Here is a 17,973-nt window from a genome sequence, read left to right as displayed (position 1 = left end):
AGAAAGGCTCGGATCATTGTTTCATTCGGCGCAGTGGCGGAATGCTTCCGTAGGTCAGAGCACGCCACAACCATTCCATCGGGCCATAGCGAAACACCTTGAGCCAGAAGTGCGAAACCACGACCTGAACCGCATAGACACCCACCACGAACAGCAGCAGCCGTTCGATCGGCCATTGTCCGGCCTGACCGAATCCGATGCCGTAGAACACGGTCAGCGCAATCAGGGTCTGCGCGAGATAGTTGCTCAACGCCATGCGCCCCGGAGCGGCGAAGACCTCGAGCACGCTCGACGCGACTCGCCAGAGCAGCAGGAAGCCGGCCGCGTAGGCCAGCCCGAGCGGAATCACGGCAAAGGTATAGGCAATGACCGCGTAGAAGCCGTCGATGGAATACGGCCGCTGAAAGCCGATGCCGCCGAGCCCGGCGAGAATCGGACCGGCCACGATGCCGCACACTCCGCCCACCACCAGCACGGCGACCAGCAGGCGCGTGTCGTCCAGCAGTTGACCACGCATCAGTCGCCGACCGGCCCACAGGCCCAGCACCATGATCGCGAACAGCTTCGGCCAGCGCCAGGTATCGAACAGGTAGCCGATGCGGAGCACTCCGCCGCCAACGGAGGTTTGCAAGCGATCGCCCCAGTGGGTGAGCTGAAGATCGACGATCGGATTCTGCGCACCCGGCGTCATGATCGAATAGGCGACGCTGTACAGGCCGAGACTCTGGTCGACGCCAAGACACCAGAACATCGCATAGCCGACGATCGGCACCAGGAATGCGATGCCGGCGGCGATCAGCAGGCTTCGATCGGTCCAGTTGCGAATGGCCAGCAGCACGAAGCCGAGCAGCGCGTACGGCAGCAGGATGTCGCCCAGCCAGATCAGGAACATGTGGATGAAGCCGATCACCAACAGGATGGTGGTCCGGCGCAGGTAGATGCGGGTCGCGGCCGCGCCTCGTTCCGTCAGCCGCTGCAGCTGCAGCGCGAAGCCCAGGCCGAACAGGAACGAAAACAGCGTGTAGAACTTGCCGTCGATCACCGCGAGGTTCAGGAAGTCGGCCCAGGCATGCAGCGTCGGAGACAGCTCGGCCCTCTGTTCTTCGCCGAGGAATTCCCAGCCACTGAAAAAACGGATATTGGCGAGAAAGATGCCAAACAAGGCGAAGCCGCGCAGCGCGTCAAGGACGTCGAGACGATCGCCGCATGAGGTGGGTGCGGTGGCGGGAGATGCTGTCATGCCGAACTCCTGGGTGCGCGGCGCAGGAAGCGCGGGCGACTCCCGTAGGTCAAGGTCCGCCAGAGCCACTCGGCCGGGCCGAAGGCAAAGACCTTCATCCAGAAGTAGCTGACGACGATCTGGAGCAAGAAGAAGGCCAGCACCAGGGGGACGAAGGTCGAGGCGGCCGCCTTCCCTGCCAGCCCGAGGCCCGGGCCCACCGCGGTCAGGATCAGGATGATCGCGACGCTCTGGCTCAGGTAGTTGCTCAGCGCCATCTGGCCGACCGGCGCGAAGGGCTTGACCAGCCAGCGGAGCCTGGGACTGTGGAACAGAAGCACGATCGCGCAGATGTATCCGGCGGCGAGCAAGGGTGTGGCCACGACGTGCAATACGGTGCGCAGCAACTCCAGTTGTCCGAACCATGCCCCTTCGGGCAGATCGGCCGTCCACAGGTGAACAAGCTCCAGGAGCAGGCCGGTGAGCAGCAGCGGCCAGAGGCCGCGACGAAAAAGCGACAGGTGGTCCGATGCGTTCTGGATCCAGCCGCGACGGCCGACCCAGGCCCCCATGAAGAAGCGCCCGAGGGCGTAGAAGATCCAGCCCAGCAGACCACCGGCCAGGAACCAGGCGAGGTAGTCGCGGTTCATCAGGCCCATGAAGTGGACGAAGTCGCCCGACTGGGCCGCGGCCTGGCGTGACAGCACTCCGGCGTTGGTCACCGCGGGATCTTCCGACCCGTAGGCAAGCCCGCCCAGTTCGAACAGCCAGGTCACCAGGGGCCTGGCGAACATCAGCAGGATGATCCCTATCCACAGCAAGGTCCGGTCAGGCAGCTTGCGGCAGGCGAAAAGCAGGAAGGCCGTGATGCCGTAGACATGCAGGATGTCCCAGCTGAACAGGCCCAGCAGGTGAATCCAGCCGAGAATCAGAAGGATGCCGGCCCGTCGCAGGTAGATCGAGCGGAACGGCGCGCCGCGCGCTTCGAGCCGCTCCATCTGGATCCAGAAGCCGAGTCCGAACAGGAAGGCGAACAGGGTATTGGCCTTGTCGACGACCAGCAGTCGCAGCCAGAACTCGACCCGCTGGTCGAGCGCTGCCGACGGCAGGGCGGCCAGTTGCTCGGCGGTGATCAGCACATCGATGCCACCGAACTCGTAGAGATTGATCATCATGACGCCCAGCAGCGCGAAGCCGCGCAGAGCATCCATCACGACGTAGCGATCGGCGGATCGGGTGGGCGCGTTGACCGGGGTGTCGAGCGTCAGGGACATGGTTGAAACCCTATCGAGAGATCAGCGATGGACGGAAATTCAATCCGATTCAAAGCAGCGCGCTGACCGCACCGCGAATCGGAGACACTGGCTCGTGTTGCTTGCGCTCCCGGAAATCGTCCAGCGAAGCGCCCTGCGCCACCGCCGCCAACCACGCCTCGGGATCGAACTCCACGCCCACCGGGTTGAGCTCGAAGGCTGGCCCGCAGATGTAGCGGTTGCACGCTTCGTCGGTGTCGAAGGCGTTGACCTGGAACTCCATCTGGTTGCCGTCGGGGTCGGCGTAGTACATCGAGATGGTCAGGCCGTGATGCACGCACCAATAGGGTTCGATGCCCGCAGCCCTGCAGCGACGGTAGTTCTCGAACAGATCGTCCAGCGAGGCGAAGGTCCAGGCCAGGTGGTCGATGCCGACCCATGACCTGGTCGATGGTTCTTCGCCGTCGGGGTCGACCACGGACAGATCCAGAAAAGCAAATCGGTGATGCTCGTCGTCGAAGGTCAGAAAGGCCATCGCCGGATTGCGATGCTGCACCCGTGCACCGAAGACCTCGCCGTACCAGTCCAGCTGCTGTTCGAAGCGGCGGGTCCGGTAGACCACGTGCGCGAGTGCTCGTGGGGTGGCGCTGGGACCCGAATCGATCCGTGATGTCTCAGTCATAGAAATGTCGCTCCTCGATGATGCGGCCGTCGCGCACGGTAAATATCGCAATCTGGCTGTGGGGGATTCGCCTGCCGGCGTGGGCGATGATCAGGTCGGCAAAGATGGCAAAGCGATCACCGGTGATGAAGGGGCCGTCCAGGCTCAGATCCTCGATCCCGTGCGTGGCCAACCAGCGACGGGTCTTGGCGCGCACGGCCTCGATCCCGCAACACACCGCTGCGGTGCCGTCGGACAGATCATGTGGCTCGATGCTGACGACCTCTTCCGCCCAGTACTTCTCGCCGGCGGCACGAAACTCGCCAGCGCGCCAGAGGGCGATGAAGCCAGACGCCACTTCGGCCGTCGACGGCGGGGGTGAATTCAGTGGCGCTGTCGGTTTCATGCTCGCGTCCTGACGGGGGTTCGACTCACCAGCGCGGCGAGACGATGATCAGAAGTCATCGTGCGCTGCAGTGCTGCCCCGATCAATCGCGCAAGCGTCAAACTTGCGTCATTTCTGCGGCAGAACTCGAATCAAGGACCCCCTGAATAACCACGCTCGGAGCGCGTTTCAGTCGCCAACTCCACAGGTCGACATCAGATCGGGCCAACCGTACTTCTCCCAGGCCGCGACCAGACCGATGCGCTCGGCAAAGGGCAGGAAGCCCGGATCGAGGCGGATCTGCCGAATCGGCTCCAGATCGGCCCAGAGCGACATCAGACAGAACATGTTGGCGGGGCTGATCTGTGCACCCAAAGTCCGGAAGACCAGATCGGCCTGCCCCATCCAGATCGCCGGCTGGACGATGCTGGTGTCGCAGGGATCGTGCAGGCTGGCGTGGAGGTGGTCGAGCATGGCCCGGTACACCCGGCGATCGACTGCCCGCCCGCTGCACACCCCACGGGCGGCGATCTGCCAGAACGCATACAGGGACGGTCCCTTCAGCGGCCGTGAACCGGCCGGCGGGAACATCGTCTTGTTCATCAGTTTCATGGTCTGCCGGTACTGCTGCACGGCGAGCCGGCGGTCCCCGGAGGCGGCCGTGGCCACCGCCAGCCACATGGAAGGCAGCCCCAGATCGACCATGCGCTCACCGGCCCGGATGGCGGCATCGAGATTGCCGAGATTCAGCTGGGCCACCGAGAGCATCGCGTGGTTGCGGCCGTTTGCCGGATCCTGATCGACCGCGGCCTCGATGTAGGGCAGCGCTTCGCGCGTGCGACCGATATAGAGCAGAAACGAACCGAGACGGAGCACGACTTCGGGATTATGAGGCTCGAGCCGGTAGGCTTCATGCGCCAGATCGAGCGCACCGACCGGATCGTTCTCGGTCCAGCGATGAATGCCGAGCATGGCGCGGGCATGGCCCTGGCCGGGATCGAGCTCGATGGCCTTCATCGCGCATTCGGCCATCCTCGCGGACTGTCCAAGCCGGTCGAGGCAGGGCGTGTAGACCGCCGTGTAGACCTGCGCCTCGGCCAGCGCGGTCCAGCAGGCGGCAAAATCGGGGTCGATCCTCAGGGCAGATTCCAGCAGTTCGATGGCCTTGGCCAACACGCCATCCCCGATTGCTCGTGCGGTCAGCGCCCGCCCCTGCAGATACAGGCTGTAGGCATCCTTGTTGGCCGTGCTACGTCGATACGCCGGCGGGCTGATCTGGCGCTCGAGCACCTCGCCCAGTTCCTGCGTGACCGCCTCGGCGATGCTCTGCTGCAGCGCAAACAGATCATCGTTCTGTCCGTCGAAACTGCCCGACCAGCTCCGGCACCCGTCGCGTCCCTCGACCAGGCCCGCATGGACCCTCACGGTGCGGCCCTGGCGGCGGATCGATCCCTCGACCAGATGGGTCACGTTCAAAGTCCTGGCCGCATCGGTCGCGCTGCCTGCAGCCGAATCGAGCTGGCGCGACGAACCGCGCCCCGCCACGCGCAGCTGGGGCACCTGACCGAGCGTGGTGATCAATTCATCGAACAATCCATGGGAAAAAAGCTGCAGGGACTGATCACCCGGCGGGGTCGCGAAGGGCAGCACCGCGACCCGGATCTCGTGGCCATGTGCAGCGGGCTCTCGATCACGCTGGCTCCAGGCGTCGCGAAGCCGGCTGCGGGCGTGATCCAGCCCGCGCATGCCGTCCTGGCTGAGCGCCCGTTCGATCTGTTGGCTCAACCGCTGCTCGACCTGCTGACACCGGGCGCTGCGCCAGTCGGCAAAGACCGGTCCGAAGTCCAGGCCATCGAGAAGCGCCTGCGAACCGATCGCCAGCAGCAGCTCGCAGACGCGATCGTAGGCGCCCGAGGCCAGTGCGGCTTCCAGCTCGCTCAGGTCCGATGCCACCGCTTCGGCCCGAATGGCGATGCCTTCGCGCGTGCTCTCGAACAGGTCCGGGCAGAGATGCGCCAACTGTTTCTTGAGATCGAGCAGGGTCTGGCGCAGGCTGGCCCGAGCCTGGGCCCGGAACTTGCCGCGCCACAGCAATTGACTGAGCTGCTCGCGCTCGAAGGTCTGCCCCGGCGCAAGACACAGAATCGCCAGCACCGCCTGGGCCCGCTTGCCGTTGATGACGATCTGCTCGCCGCCAGCAGCCCTCAGCTGAAAGGGACCGAACACGGTGACCCTTAGCGGACAGGAACCTTGCTCGGCTCCGTCCGTCATCGCTTGTGTGGGCGTTGAATGTGCCATGCCGGCAGGTCAGGCGAATACGCCCTGCTTTCATCGCTACCGTTCCGAACGCTCTCCCGATGGCCCGGCAGTATCATTCGACAAACTCTTCGCTCGGCGGCCAGCACGATGACCGAGCCCTCGAGATCGATGACGCCGACCGGAAAATCAAGAAACACCGCGAACCAGTTCTGATCACGGACGTGTTCCGTGATACTGCGGAGGATCATTCCGGTGGCTCTCCCTTCGAGGATGTCATGGCGCCGTCGGCAAGCGCTTGCTGAAGTGAGAGCAAGGTCCGGATCCGTTCCTCGTACATCTCGACCATGGAACCATTGCGCGACATGTTGTCGACATACTCGTTCAGGAACCCCGGCGACTCTCGCATTCCGAGCACGTCGCACTCCGGGTTCCACTGGAAGCCCGCGCCGCTGAAGTTGCTCCAGCCGGACTCCTCGCCGGCACGGATCGGAGCCCGCTGGATCCCGATCACCTCCGGGTGCCGGCTGTGGAGTCGGAACGGTTCGTTGCTGAGTTCATCGAAGCGATTCCTCTGGCGTTCTCGCAGGAGAATGTAGTTGCGAAGCTCCGACTTGATGTTCGGATCGCGCAGCAGATCGAATCGGCCCGAATCCCGAACCTCGTCGAGCACCGGCAGTTCATCGCTCGGCCGGCGGAAGATATGAGAGCTCACGATGCTCATGCATTCTTCCACCGACAGCGTTCGCGGCTGAGCCTGGCCGAACAGTACGGGCTGGGCGGACAGCCAATTGGCCGCGATGAGGCCGTACCCATCGAGCTCGTCGCGCTGGGCGTCGATCAACTCCTCGACCTCCACCTGCAATCGCTCGAGGATGGTCTGTTCCTCGATACGTTCCAGGCGCCAATCGTTCCAGTTCGCCACCTGGATACCGATGAACACCCCGACCACCACGATCAGGAAATCGAGGCCGACCGCGACCCAGTTCTGATCACGGACATGGCGCATGACGGAGCGCAGGATCATCAGTCGTCCAGCTCGAAGGGCTCGGCGAAGGGCTTGATGCCCAGGGCACGGTGGATGTCGGCGGGCCGGTACAGTCGCTGTCCCTGCAAGGTCATCGCCGCGCGACGGATCGCGCGAATGTCGTCGAGCGGATCGCCGTCCAGAGCCACCAGGTCGGCGCGATAACCGGGCGCGATGCGACCGACCGCGTCGCCCTCACCCAGCAGCTCGGCCGAGCCGATCGTGGCCAGGCGCAGCACCTCCGCGTTCGGAATCCCGGCCTGGACGTAGAGTTCGAGCTCGCGGTGCAGGGTGAAGCCCGGCAGCGCATCCGTGCCAGCCACCAGGGGCACGCCGGCCTCGTGCAGGCGGCGGATCATGTCCAGCAGGGCCTGGGCCGAAGCGGCATAGCGCTCGGCGTTCTCCTCGTTGATGTCCATGCGGCCGCCCAGCATCGAGCGACGGACGTTCGGCGGCAAATGGTCGGCGATCATCGCGTAGCTCGGGCTGACTTCGCCCGAGCGATGGCGAAACATGTCGTCGAAGATGGCCACGGTCGGATCGACCACGACGTCTTCGCGCACTAGCAGGTCGATGAAGGCCTGCACTTCCTCGGAGTCCAGATCCAGATCACCGCCCTCCTCGGCGACCAGCACGAAGCGCACGGGCGTGCGCGTGTCGTCGTCGGGCCCGGCCAGGAAGTTCAGGAACACCATATTGATGTGCTGGATCTCATCGAAGCCGTCGCGGATGGCCGCCTCGGCGCTCATGCCGGACGGGACATGTCCGGAAATGCGCATGCCCCGCTCATGAATGGCCGCTGCCATGGGCGCGACCCACTCGGGATGGATCGAGGAGTAGATCTTGATGTGCCGATAGCCCTGCTCATGGATCTGCTCGATGTAGCCGAGCGCCTCATCCAGTGATTCGGCCAGATTGCCGGTCGGTGCGGCGAAGGGCCCGGCCGCATCGATGAAACCGGCGCGATAGACGTCCGGTCCGATCGCCGTGCCGTCCTGGAACTGGCCGATCGTTTCCATCAGGCGCTCGTGCGTATTGGCCAGATCCCGCACCGAAGTCACGCCGGCGGCCACATGCAGGGCCCCGTCCGTGGCCCCGACGTGCACGTGCATGTCCCAGAGCCCCGGGATCAGGCTGCGTCCCTGCCCCTCCAGCACGGACAGGCCGGAGCAGTCGATGGAGTCGTTGGCTCCGACCGCCTTGATCAGTCCATCCTCGACCCGAACCGTGCTCGCATCGCGCAGGCGTCCTGCATCCACATCCAGCACTCGAAAGTCGCGCAGGCAGTAGGCATCGGGCAATTCGTGAGTCAGCGCGGCAGCACGATCGGCCAGCTGGGCACGCTCGGCGGATTGCTGTCGCGCATCCAGGGCGGGCAGCACCTCGGCCCAGCCCTGCGGCACCAGCCCCATCCAGCCCATCGCCAGGGCGAAGAGTTCCTGCTCCTCGTCCAGCCAGAGGTACTGGGGATCGAAGCCCAGGCCGTTGATGGCATACAGGGACGCGAGTTTCGACTCGCCATTGTGCGCCACGGTTTCTTCGGCCAGCTTCTCGATGCTGGCCGTACCGACCGGCCAGATCGGAAGCGACTGCCCCGGCGCGGCCAGCAGGGCGCGCGCCATGGCCGCCAGGTACTCCGGGCTGGAGTCGTTGGCCAGGTAGAAGGCGTCGAGCGAGACGGATCGGGCCTCGCCGGATTCCAGCGTGCTCCGCCATTCGGCCACGCCGTCCTCGTAGGTGAAGACTTCTTCGACGGGAGCGCCCATGTAGGCCTTGCCACGGCTTTCGAAATGCCGCACGCGCCCGGAGCCATCGACCTCGAAGCGCGTGTCCAGGAACGGTCCACGGCCACGATCATTGAACTCGAAATGCACGCTGCGCGCGCCGTCGTCATGGCGGGTCAGGACCAACTCACCGGACACCTCGCCCTGGGTCAGCCAGTCGTAGTGAACGGTCGTGTCGGCCAGGGTCGCCGTCGAGGCCAGGGCGAAAGCGAATGCAAGGATCGGGGTCAGGCGCATTATGAGTGTTGCTCCGGTTGGTTTTAGGCGCGGGCCGAACAGCATGGCATGAAAAAGCCACACACGATCGAAAGCGAGGCCAGGAGGACTGAAAGCGCTCAGCGCTCGACGCGCTCCGCCCAGATGCTATGACGCATGTAGCGGGTCGCTCGGCCATCCGCCCCCAGCTCGAACCGAATCTCTTCACCGAGGGAGTCGTCGCTGCGGATGCGGCGGAACACATGGCCCTCGATGTGTTTGAGTCGCTCCATGCCCTGGGCGGGTGCCGAGGAGGCCAGATCGAGAATCGCCAGACCGTCTTCCCAGGGCACGACCGCGTCCCGTCCCCAGATGGTCCCGTAGAGGCCGGCATAGCGCGCGAGATCACCATCACGCTCGGGCGCCTCCTCGGGTGAGGCCAGGGCGCTGGCGATGGCCGGGCCGATCAGCGGAAAGGCAGCGCCGGCGTAGGCGCCCGGTGTGGAGCCGATCGTATTGGTCAGGACGATGACCCCGATCTTGCTCGCCGGCTCCAGGCGGAACTCCGTGTAGTAGCCGGGACAGCCGCCGCCATGGCGCGCGTAGACGCGATCGCCTTCCTGCACCACGCTGAAACCCAGACCCCAGGTCGTGCCGAAGTCCGGGTCCAGCCACTGTACGCGCTGCATTTCGCGCAGGGTCGATGCGCGCAGCAGACCATCGCCCTGCCCTTCGAGGGCGCGGAACTGCCAGGCAGCGAACTTCGCCAGATCGGTCAAATTGGACGCGTAGCCGGCCGCCGGCGCGATACCCCGCGTCTGGAACGGCCCGACCACCTCGCGATTCCCGTGATGATCACGCGCCGTATGACCGATGGCCAGGCGCGTACCGCGCAGCTCGACGGGAATGTCCGTCGTCGTCGAGTCCATGCCCAGTGGATCGAGCAGGTGCTCGCGCATGTAGGCGTCGTAGCTCTGCCCAGAGACGGCGGCCACGATCTCGCCGACAAGGGTCAGGCCCAGGTTCGAATACTGGAAATAGCGCGAGCTCGGATACAGGGTCTGCTGAGAGCTCAGACGCTCGCGAATCTCCTCGGAGGTCGGGAAGGGATAGTCGGCGTCCGTCCAGTAGGGAAAATCGGATTCCCGCGGCAGGCCCGAAGAGTGGGTCAGCAGGCGCCGGATGGTGATCGGCTCGTCGTCAGGGTGGGCATCCTGGATATCGAACCAGTCCAGGTGTTCGCTGACATGATCATCGAGGCGCAGCTCGCCCGCATCGTAGCGCTGCATCAGGCCCACACTGGTGAACAGTTTGGAGATGGAACAGATGCTGTAGAGCGTGTCCGGCGTGGCCTCGATGCCCTCGGCCGGATTGGCCAGGCCGAAGGCACCGCTGGCGATGAGGTCCTGATCGTGGACGATGCCCCAGCTCACGGCGGGCACGCGATCTCGGCCCGCCTGATAGGCCACCCATTCCGACCAGAGTGAAATGGCATCGGCCACCCTCGGGTCATCGGCCAGGGCTCGGGGATCATCCGCCTGCACGGCCGACACCGCCAGCAAGGCGACCGACAGTGCCAACAGGCAGCGTTTGCGGAGTGATGCGTTGCGATGCTTCATTCTTCCTTCTCCCTTGTGACTGGACCGATGGATCCTCAGTCGCATTCGAAATCGTCCTGGCCCACGGCGCGGCAGCGAGCCGGAAAGCCGTGCGTCTGCCAGTGATCGAGCAGGCCGAGCTCGCGGACATAGCGCTTGAATTGCGGGGAGTCGCGATAGCCCGAGTACGGAGCGAACCAGTAGGCATAGGTCACGGTCGTCTGCTCGTAGTCGCCGAGGGCCAGCAGGATGTCGGACAGAGCGTACTCGGTGCCCAGCGCTTCCGCGTGCGCCTGCAAGCGCTGGCGAAGCACGGCATGATCCACGTAGGGCTCGGCCAGGGCGCGGTGCAGCTCTCCCATGTCCAGCCACCCCCGCAGCGGCGGCTGGCGCAGGGCCTGCATGTAGAAAGCGTCTTCGCGCCCCAGATGATGAACCATCATCAAGGTGGACATGTCAGCGCCGATGGTGCCGAATCGAAGGGCCTCGGAAAAGGCCGCATCCGCCTCGGCCTCGCGACCGGACAGCAGGATGGCAGCGACCCGGTTGTTGCGACAGGGCACCATCGCCGGCTCGATCTCCAGGCAGCGCGTGAAGTCCTGCTCGGCCAGATCGAAATACCCCATCCGGAGATAGGTGTGCCCGCGCCAGTTCAACAGGTTCAGCCCATCGGGATCGATGGCCAGGGCGTCGTTGTAGCGGCCCATCATCTCGTCCCAGCTCATGGAGCCCATCTCGCGATAGATCATGAAGTCATCGCGCAGACCCAGCACACCGACGGCCAGGGCATTCTCGGGGTCGATGGCCAGCGCCTGCTGCGCCAGGTCCAGGCTCATCCGGCTGCTCTGTTCCCAGTCCTCGTAGAGAAAGACGCCATACTCCGGCGAGATCGCCAGCACGGCCGCTCGCATCGCCAGGGCGTCGTCGAAACTCGGGTCCAGTTCAACGGCCCGGGCAAGGAGTAAATCGATCTCGCGAAAATCCGAACGCGCGCGGAACAGGGAGCGTGCCCGCAGGAACAGGCCATAGGCATCGACGTTGCCGGTGATGGCCGACACGGCTTCCGGCACTTCCAGTTCGATGCCCAGCTCCTGACGGATAGCGTCGACGATGGAACGCGCGATCTCGTCCTGGATGGCGAAGAGATTGGCCGTCGAGAGCGCCCGGTCGAAGGTCTCGGACCAGAGGTGCTGATCGCTCTCGCCATCGATCAGCTGCGCGGTGACGCGAATCTGCTCGCCGGCCGTGCGCACGCTGCCTTCGAGCACGTGGCGCACGCCCAGCAGCCTGGCGATCTCGGGAATGCCGATCGCGCGCTGGCCCTTGAACTGGAAGGCGGAGGTCCGGGAGGCCACGGCGAGACCGTCGACGCTTACCAGCACGTTCAGGATCTCCTCGGCGATGCCGTCGGAAAAATAGGCCTGGTTGCCCGCCTGCGACAGGTCTTCGAAGGCCAGCACGGCGATCGAGGCCGGATCGGGCCCGGACGTGTCGATCTGCTGGTCGGCCAGCGGTGCGGGCGTCGGGCTTTCGGGAACCAGGCGATCCACCGCCAGTAGCCCGATGGCCAGAACCGCAGCAATCAGGGTTGCCAGGTTCAGCTTGTTGGCCGTCTGGCGCTTGGCATCGGGATCACTCGGGGCGTTGCGATCGAGCTTGAGGCCCTCGGGCGTCAGCTCGAAGGCCCAGGCAAAGACCAGAGCCGGAACGAAGCCCAGCGCCAGAATCAGCACGATGCCCCGGATCACCGCATCCGGCACATCGAAGACGGGCAGCAGGGTCTCCGCTACCTGGATGATCAACCAGGACGCCACCAGATAGAACAGACCCACGCGGAAGACGTTGCGGCGCTTGAGCTCTTGAATGAAGCTCACGAGGCCACCCCCTTGCTCGAGGTCCCCCTGGCGGGTTTGTCGACCGATCCACCCGCGCCGAACGCGTCGACCTGCCCCATCGGGCGCTCTCCCCTCTTCATCCTGGGTGTTCCTCGTTCAGCATCCCCCGACCCTCTGTGAATACAGCGTTGCCGAGCGCAAAAATGTGACAGTCCCGCGTCCGAGTCTAGGCCGCGGCACGGGCTGAACACAAGTTGATCGGACCGAACCCAACCTTTGACACTGGCGGACATCGCCCCCATCTTCGATGATCGACCCTGAATCCGTTTGCGGAGCGTTGTCCCATGGCCTGGATCCATCGACTGATCGGCACCGGCTGGCGCCGGATCATCACCCTGAGCGTGCTGGCCCTGATCATTGCCAGCGCGGTCGTCATGTTCTACGTGGACCACGAGCCCGAACGCTTCGACGTGGTCGCGGCCGCCCAGGCCCGCGCCGATGCCCACGGCCACGAGCTGCGCACCGGCTACGTCACCACCGCCACCCTGATCGAGGTGATGGACATCCTGCTCGACAAACGCGGCGGCTACCTGCAGAACGACGTCATGCCGCCCTGGGTGCTGCTCGACAACATCCCGAGCTGGGAGATCGGTGTGGTCTTCCAGGCCCGCGATCTGGCCCGCTCCCTGCGCAACGACTTCAGCCGTTCCCAGACCCAGTCGGCCGAGGATGCCGACCTGGCCCTCGCCGACCCGCAGTTCAGCTTCGACTACGGCTCCTGGCTGCTGCCGAGCACCGAGGGCGAGTATCAGGAAGGCATCGACGCGCTGGAACGCTACCTCGAGCGCCTCGGCAACGAGGACCCGACCGACGCCCGCTTCTTCGACCGCGCCGACAATCTGCGCGAATACCTGGCCCTGGTCGAGAAGCGCCTCGGTGACATCGGCCAGCAGCTCTCGGCCAGCGTCGGCGAGCGCCGCCTGAACACGGACCTGGCCGGCGACCCCATCGCCCATCCCAGCGGCAACCTCGGCCCGGAAGTACGCGTCAAGACGCCCTGGCTGGAAATCGACGACGTGTTCTACCAGGCCCGCGGCACGACCTGGGCCCTGATTCACTTCCTGCGTGCCATCGAGCACGATTTCGCCGCCGTGCTGGAAAACAAGAACGCCAGCCCCAGCCTGGCGCAGATCATCCGTGAACTGGAAGCCAGCCAGCGGCCGATCTGGAGCCCGATGATCCTGAACGGCGGCGGTTTCGGCTTCACTGCCAACCATTCACTGGTGATGGCGAACTACATCGCCCGGGCGAACGCGGCCGTGATCGATCTGCGGCGACTGCTGGAGCAGGGCTGATCCCGTCCCAGGCACGTCCCGGTACACGCCCCGGGACCCATTGACTCGTCCCCCTCCCCCTCTACACCAACCCTCATCCCGGCCTTGAGCCGGGACCCCTCACACCACTTCCACCTCGCTGCCGCCGCGCAGGAACCAGGCGGCGAGGAGCAGCAGGCCCAGCGGGTAGACCAGGCAGGCGATCGGCGCCAGGATGAGGCTCAGAAACATCAGGCCGCTGATGAGCAGGACGACGGCGAACAGCTTCAGCAATAGCGCGGAATCGGCAGCGCGAACCAGCAGGGCCACCGCCAGCACGAGGCTGATCAGACTGACCGCGATACAGGACGCAATGAACGTACCGGCCGCGACCCTGACCAGGCCATCGAGTGTTCCCTCGCTAAGACCGGGCAGGAGCGCGACCGCGACATCGAAAAGCACCGTGAGCGTCATCAAGGCCACCGCGATCGCCATGGCCATGGCCAGGGCGGCGCCCAGGCTGCCGTTCAGCTCCTGCCGCAACGCGCGCCGAAGGCTCAGCAACACGTAAACCTCCATCAGGCCGATCAACACGAACATCGCGTCCATGGCACCGAGTCGGCTCACCTCAGCCCGGAAGATCTCCAGCAGGGGCAGATCCTCGATGCTCGCCATGGTCGATAGCCAGAATACGGGGTACAACACGGCCAGCAGGATCGCCACCAGGCCCGGCAGCAGGTAATCACGATTCATACTCAGTTCACTCCCTGGTCATTTTCAACGAATTCAAGAAGATCGCCGGGCTGACAGCCCAGGATCCGACAGATGGACTCCAGCGTGCTGAAGCGAATGGCCTTGACTCGGCCATTCTTGAGCAGTGACAGATTGGTCATCGACACTCCGACGCGCTCCGAGAGCTCGGTCAGGGACATCTTGTTACGCGCCAGCTCGATATCGAGATTGATGCGGATGGGCATGGCTGCTCCGGCCTTGGTTAATGTATATCGAAATTTAATTTATGTTTATCGTAAAACTACAGCGCGGAACTGTCAAGCGACCATGGCGTGGTCAATCGCAGGGGCGGGGAAGATCGCGAAGCCGGGGACGATCGGGGCAGGCGCGCGCAGGATGTCAAGCTGGAGCGCGCCAGCGGCCCTTCATGTCCGCTTCTCGGCTCGAAAGGCGCTATTGTTGACGAACCCCTTCTTCAATCGGCCCCTCCGATGACCTCGATGCTCGCACGTACCGTCGCCCTGACACTGTTGCTTCTCACCGGCCTCGCCATCGCCCAGGACGAGCTCACCGATCAGCGGGTTCCGCCTTCCGCGTCCATCCAGGGGGCCACCGTCCCCGCGATCGAGATCGTGTTCACCAACGTCACCGGTGATCCCAGCGCCGCGGTCCCGGGCTTCCCGGGCTTCGAGTTCTTTCCCGGTGGCGGGACGAGCAACTTCGACCGCATCTACGGCAGCCCGAACGGCAACTGGATCGTGAGCGCCAACACCACGGCCCCAAGCACCGAAAACGAAGTCATTCTGGTCAATGGCGTCACCAGCGCCCGCGAAGGTACGCCCGCCCCCTGGACCGGCGGCGCGGAAAACTTCGGTGTGTTCCGAACCGAGATGGCCATCAACGATAACGGCGACTGGGCCTTTTCGACCAATACCGACGGCCCATCAGGCAACGACGAATACGTGGTGCGTGTCATCAACGGCAGCTTCGCCTCGGTCGCGCAGGAGGGCCAGGCCATCCTGGCAGTGCCCGGTGCCAGCTGGGGGCCGGTCATCCGCAACGTCGTCATGGATGAACTCGGCAATGTCGGCCTGGTGAGTTCGGGCGTGACCGGCGTCGATCCCTCCCAGAGCGAGCTGCTGGTTCTCGGACCCATAGTGCTGGCCCAGAGCGGTGTCACGGTCCCGCCCGGCCAGGTCGGCAGTGAATTCTGGGACAACTTCGACTTCATCGACTCCCATCTCTCCGCCGACGGCAGCCGCTGGCTGATCCAGGGCGATCTGACTGGCGACACTGCCAGCGATGACGTGGTGGTTGTCGACGGCAACGTCGTCGTTCAGGAAGGCAGCATCCTGTCTGGATCGAGCTTCAGTGAGGCGGTCGACACAAGCGGCATCGTCGGCGTCCATATGGATGCGGGCGGAAACTGGTTCGTGCGTGGTAACAATGCAGGGACCGAACAGGACTGGGTCTACCGCAACGGCGAGATCATCGCCAGCACCGGTGCCCCGGTGACCACCGGCTCGGCCGAGCTCTGGTCGGACATCGACTTCAGCGACTGCTTCTTTCTGCATGCCGGCAACAGCCGCGGTGACTACGTCATCGGCGGCGTCACGGACGGCGACTCCGCCAGCAACGGCGTACTGGTAGCGAACGGTGAATTCGTCGTCGTCCGCGAAGGCGACCCGGTCGACCTGAACGGCAACGGCCTGGACGATGACAACCTATTCTTCAACACCTTCGGCAATGACGACGGCTACCTCAGTGACACGGGCCTGTTCTATTTCACCGCCACAATCAAGGAAGCCAGCGGCTCCCCGGTCGCCCAAGGGATCTTCGTCGCCGACCTGAGCACGGCGCTGGGCCTGAATGATGGAATCTTCGCCGACCGCTTCGAATAAGCTCCCGCCCTCAGCTACACCAACCACCGTGGCAGCAGACCTACGGTGCAACCACCTCGATCCCGTGCCGCCCCAGCACCCGCCCATCGGCCAGCACGAAGCGCAACTCGTACGCGCCAGGTGTCTCCGGCGCATCGAGCGCAAGCTCGCCATCGAGGGTCATGTACCGATACTCCAGATAGGCGTCGTCCCCGCTGCCGACGGGCACGATCGTGACCCAGTGCTCGGGGCGATTGGGCCCCTGGACCGCGAATTCGAATCGCTCGTTGGCCACGACGCTGGCCGGCGCCTGGAAACGCACCGAGGCCGGCTCCACCCGCACGCGCTGCCGGGCGATCACGCGCATCGGCTCGACCAGCACGTAGCGCAGCTCGTACTCTCCCGGCTCGTCCGGCGTGTTGAGCAGGTACTCGTCCACTCCCGGCTCGAGATAGGCGTAATCGAGATGGGCCGCATCGCCTGACTCCAGCGGAGCGAAGGCGATCCAGTGGCCGCCGCCCTTCGGCCCGATGGCCTGCACTTCGATGCGGCTGCCTACCGACGCCGCGTCCGGGCCGACCAGGCTTTGCTCCGCCTCGGTCACCTGAAGCGGCCGAACCAGCAGCGGCGTCGAGGCACCGGCGAGCACGTAGCGGATTTCGTACTCACCCGGGGTCGTCGGCGCCTGCAGGGTCGTCTCGAAGACTTCACTGTGGATGTAGCGGTAGCTCAGATGTTCGAGCGTCGGAGCGCCCAGGGCGGCAATGCCGATCCAGTGTTCGCCCCCCTCGAAGGGACCACGGCTGCGAACCGTGACGGGGCTTCCCATCGGCACGCGGTCTGGAGCCTCGATGCTCGCCTCGGCCGCAAGGACCATCAGCGCTCGCTCGGCCAGCACCGGCTCCGCACGCCGCGGACTCGTATAGCGAATGCGGACACTTCCGGGCTCGGCCGGTGCGCGCAGCTCGATGTCGCCCTCGCCCTGCCCCGCTTCGACGAAGCCCCAGACGAGTTCCCGTCCCTCCGCATCGACAATGGCGATGAAATCACCGGCATCGGCCGGGCCGGCATAGCGGACGCGCAAAGGGGTCGCCGCCGTCACCTCCGGCGCCGCCTCGAGCGAGGCGCTGGCCGCAGGCAGGGGCGCTTCCGTGGCGACCTGGGCCAGGGTCGTCAGGCTGCCGCTCAGCTCGGCGGCATCGGCCGCATTCACGTAGCGCCCGCCGGTCCGCTCGGCCAGGCAGCGCAAGGGCGCCTGCAGGGCCGGATCGCTGATGTCGAAGCCGATGACATGGGCGGTGAAGTCGATGCCCTCGGCTTCCAGTCGCTCACCGACCTGGCAGGGATCGAGATCGCAGGTCTCCTCGCCGTCGGAAATCAGGATCACCGTGGCCTTCTGCTCCGAACTCCGCAGGGCCTCGGCCGCCCGGATCACCGCGGCAGACAGGGGCGTCATCCCGCGCGCGTTCAGGCCCCGGACGCGAGCCCGGAACGCATCCGTATCCAGCGGCCCCGGCGGCAGCAGCACTTCGATGTCACCACAGTCACCCCGCCGATTGTGCCCATAGGCCACCAGCCCCAGATGATGCGCCGCCGGCCAGTCATCCAGCAGCTCGTCGACCGCCTCGCGCGCGATCTCGACCTTGCTCAGGCCGTCGATCTGGCCCCACATCGAGCCCGAGGCATCGAGGACCAGCATCACGTTCTCGCGGGCCAGGGCCGGGGCAGCGCCCGCCAGCAGAAAGGACAGGATGGAAAGCAGACAAACGCGTTGCATGGCCGAGGTGCCTCAGTGATTGATCAAGTCGCCATCGATTACGGAAAATCCGGCGACA

At 65.0% G+C, this 17,973-nt stretch carries 15 protein-coding genes; 2 read left to right on the top strand and 13 right to left on the bottom strand.

Annotation, left to right across the window (positions count from 1 at the left end):
• Positions 1-13: 13 nt before the first annotated feature.
• The 10 genes from WM2015_RS04115 to WM2015_RS04070 all read right to left on the bottom strand — a co-directional run bounded on the left by WM2015_RS04115 (position 14) and on the right by WM2015_RS04070 (position 12,252).
• Entirely contained in the window at positions 14-1,309 is a 1,296-nt protein-coding gene (locus WM2015_RS04115; RefSeq protein ID WP_156200840.1) for a DUF418 domain-containing protein, read from the bottom strand.
• On the bottom strand, positions 1,237-2,493 hold the full coding sequence (locus WM2015_RS04110) for a DUF418 domain-containing protein (RefSeq protein WP_049724854.1): 1,257 nt from the start codon (positions 2,491-2,493) through the stop codon (positions 1,237-1,239). Before WM2015_RS04110 ends, WM2015_RS04115 begins: the two co-directional genes overlap by 73 nt.
• 49 nt (positions 2,494-2,542) lie before the next feature.
• A complete protein-coding gene (locus WM2015_RS04105; RefSeq protein ID WP_049724853.1) occupies positions 2,543-3,154 on the bottom strand; it encodes a VOC family protein in 612 nt (203 codons plus the stop codon).
• Complete coding sequence (locus WM2015_RS04100; RefSeq protein ID WP_082169420.1) at positions 3,147-3,539, bottom strand: SnoaL-like domain-containing protein; 393 nt, start codon at positions 3,537-3,539, stop codon at positions 3,147-3,149. Before WM2015_RS04100 ends, WM2015_RS04105 begins: the two co-directional genes overlap by 8 nt.
• Positions 3,540-3,707: 168 nt before the next feature.
• The gene (locus tag WM2015_RS04095) at positions 3,708-5,744 is read right to left on the bottom strand and encodes a hypothetical protein (RefSeq protein WP_156200838.1); all 2,037 of its coding nucleotides are present in this window, start codon (positions 5,742-5,744) and stop codon (positions 3,708-3,710) included.
• 41 nt (positions 5,745-5,785) lie between these two features.
• Positions 5,786-6,025, bottom strand: coding sequence for a hypothetical protein (locus WM2015_RS04090; protein WP_049724850.1), 240 nt, complete (start codon positions 6,023-6,025; stop codon positions 5,786-5,788).
• Positions 6,022-6,801: a hypothetical protein gene (locus tag WM2015_RS04085; protein WP_049724849.1), complete on the bottom strand. Its 780-nt coding sequence runs from the start codon at positions 6,799-6,801 to the stop codon at positions 6,022-6,024. Before WM2015_RS04085 ends, WM2015_RS04090 begins: the two co-directional genes overlap by 4 nt.
• On the bottom strand, positions 6,801-8,822 hold the full coding sequence (locus WM2015_RS04080; protein WP_049724848.1) for an amidohydrolase family protein: 2,022 nt from the start codon (positions 8,820-8,822) through the stop codon (positions 6,801-6,803). The genes WM2015_RS04085 and WM2015_RS04080 overlap by 1 nt, the downstream gene beginning before the upstream one ends.
• A 98-nt stretch (positions 8,823-8,920) precedes the next feature.
• Positions 8,921-10,399 (bottom strand): serine hydrolase, encoded by a 1,479-nt coding sequence (locus tag WM2015_RS04075; RefSeq protein WP_049724847.1) that lies wholly within the window; start codon positions 10,397-10,399, stop codon positions 8,921-8,923.
• 35 nt (positions 10,400-10,434) lie between these two features.
• The gene (locus WM2015_RS04070; RefSeq protein ID WP_049724846.1) at positions 10,435-12,252 is read right to left on the bottom strand and encodes a hypothetical protein; all 1,818 of its coding nucleotides are present in this window, start codon (positions 12,250-12,252) and stop codon (positions 10,435-10,437) included.
• Between the two features lie 305 nt (positions 12,253-12,557).
• On the opposite strand from WM2015_RS04070, the gene WM2015_RS04065 reads away from it, so the two are divergent.
• Complete coding sequence (locus tag WM2015_RS04065) at positions 12,558-13,568, top strand: DUF2333 family protein (protein WP_049724845.1); 1,011 nt, start codon at positions 12,558-12,560, stop codon at positions 13,566-13,568.
• Between the two features lie 99 nt (positions 13,569-13,667).
• Here the strand turns inward: WM2015_RS04065 and WM2015_RS04060 are convergent, their stop codons facing one another.
• Positions 13,668-14,279 carry a hypothetical protein gene (locus tag WM2015_RS04060; RefSeq protein ID WP_049724844.1) on the bottom strand — a complete coding sequence of 204 codons (612 nt, stop codon included), beginning with the start codon at positions 14,277-14,279 and terminating at the stop codon, positions 13,668-13,670.
• 2 nt (positions 14,280-14,281) lie between these two features.
• Complete coding sequence (locus tag WM2015_RS04055; protein ID WP_049724843.1) at positions 14,282-14,503, bottom strand: helix-turn-helix domain-containing protein; 222 nt, start codon at positions 14,501-14,503, stop codon at positions 14,282-14,284.
• A 255-nt stretch (positions 14,504-14,758) separates the two neighbouring features.
• Between WM2015_RS04055 and WM2015_RS04050 the strand changes: the two genes are divergently transcribed.
• Positions 14,759-16,159 carry a hypothetical protein gene (locus WM2015_RS04050; RefSeq protein ID WP_156200836.1) on the top strand — a complete coding sequence of 467 codons (1,401 nt, stop codon included), beginning with the start codon at positions 14,759-14,761 and terminating at the stop codon, positions 16,157-16,159.
• Between the two features lie 40 nt (positions 16,160-16,199).
• Here the strand turns inward: WM2015_RS04050 and WM2015_RS04045 are convergent, their stop codons facing one another.
• Entirely contained in the window at positions 16,200-17,915 is a 1,716-nt protein-coding gene (locus tag WM2015_RS04045; protein WP_049724841.1) for a VWA domain-containing protein, read from the bottom strand.
• Positions 17,916-17,973: the final 58 nt, after the last annotated feature.

This window comes from Wenzhouxiangella marina (assembly GCF_001187785.1).
In the GTDB taxonomy this organism is placed as follows: Bacteria; Pseudomonadota; Gammaproteobacteria; order Xanthomonadales; family Wenzhouxiangellaceae; genus Wenzhouxiangella; species Wenzhouxiangella marina.
The sequence above is the reverse complement of the archived record's forward strand: the minus strand, read 5'-3'. Positions and strand labels throughout refer to the sequence as shown.

What these genes read in the sequence shown, in the direction of transcription:
- WM2015_RS04110 (WP_049724854.1), bottom strand. Translation starts at nt 2,493, where the DNA reads ATGTCCCTGACGCTCGACACCCCGGTCAACGCGCCCACCCGATCCGCC.
- WM2015_RS04105 (WP_049724853.1), bottom strand. Translation starts at nt 3,154, where the DNA reads ATGACTGAGACATCACGGATCGATTCGGGTCCCAGCGCCACCCCACGA.
- WM2015_RS04100 (WP_082169420.1), bottom strand. Translation starts at nt 3,539, where the DNA reads ATGAAACCGACAGCGCCACTGAATTCACCCCCGCCGTCGACGGCCGAA.
- WM2015_RS04090 (WP_049724850.1), bottom strand. Translation starts at nt 6,025, where the DNA reads ATGATCCTCCGCAGTATCACGGAACACGTCCGTGATCAGAACTGGTTC.
- WM2015_RS04085 (WP_049724849.1), bottom strand. Translation starts at nt 6,801, where the DNA reads ATGATCCTGCGCTCCGTCATGCGCCATGTCCGTGATCAGAACTGGGTC.
- WM2015_RS04080 (WP_049724848.1), bottom strand. Translation starts at nt 8,822, where the DNA reads ATGCGCCTGACCCCGATCCTTGCATTCGCTTTCGCCCTGGCCTCGACG.
- WM2015_RS04075 (WP_049724847.1), bottom strand. Translation starts at nt 10,399, where the DNA reads ATGAAGCATCGCAACGCATCACTCCGCAAACGCTGCCTGTTGGCACTG.
- WM2015_RS04065 (WP_049724845.1), top strand. Translation starts at nt 12,558, where the DNA reads ATGGCCTGGATCCATCGACTGATCGGCACCGGCTGGCGCCGGATCATC.
- WM2015_RS04060 (WP_049724844.1), bottom strand. Translation starts at nt 14,279, where the DNA reads ATGAATCGTGATTACCTGCTGCCGGGCCTGGTGGCGATCCTGCTGGCC.
- WM2015_RS04055 (WP_049724843.1), bottom strand. Translation starts at nt 14,503, where the DNA reads ATGCCCATCCGCATCAATCTCGATATCGAGCTGGCGCGTAACAAGATG.
- WM2015_RS04050 (WP_156200836.1), top strand. Translation starts at nt 14,759, where the DNA reads ATGCTCGCACGTACCGTCGCCCTGACACTGTTGCTTCTCACCGGCCTC.
- WM2015_RS04045 (WP_049724841.1), bottom strand. Translation starts at nt 17,915, where the DNA reads ATGCAACGCGTTTGTCTGCTTTCCATCCTGTCCTTTCTGCTGGCGGGC.